The sequence below is a fragment of the Gemmata algarum genome, assembly GCF_034097035.1.
GTDB classification, from domain to species: Bacteria; Planctomycetota; Planctomycetia; order Gemmatales; family Gemmataceae; genus Gemmata; species Gemmata algarum.
This window is the reverse complement of the sequence record NZ_JAXBLV010000162.1, coordinates 1-271: the sequence shown is the minus strand read 5'-3', so window position 1 is coordinate 271 and position 271 is coordinate 1. Positions and strand designations below refer to the sequence as shown.

Sequence of the window (271 nt, the reverse complement as noted above, 5' to 3'; positions counted from 1 at the left end):
AGATGGCGTCCAACAAGAAGTTTGCCAACCCGGTCAAGAACGTCCGCGTCGAGTGGTCCGCACTTCCTAACGGAACGAAAGTGGTCTACACCGACTCATTTTTAACCGACACCACGGTCGGCACGGAGATCACCGATAAGGACGAGGTCGTGTGGGTTGTCCAAAAAGCGGTTAAAGGTACCGGATATTTTCTCAATTACATCAAGAAGAAGGACGAACCAAAAAAGGAGGAGCCCAAGAAGCCCTAGCTGACTTCGCCGGGCACGAACAA

Annotated in this window: 1 protein-coding gene; it reads left to right on the top strand. The window is 51.7% G+C overall.

Features of this window, described 5'->3' with window-relative positions:
- The coding region (locus tag R5W23_RS12630) for a hypothetical protein (RefSeq protein WP_320686629.1) at window positions 1-248 on the top strand (248 nt) is incomplete at its 5' end.
- Window positions 249-271: the final 23 nt, after the last annotated feature.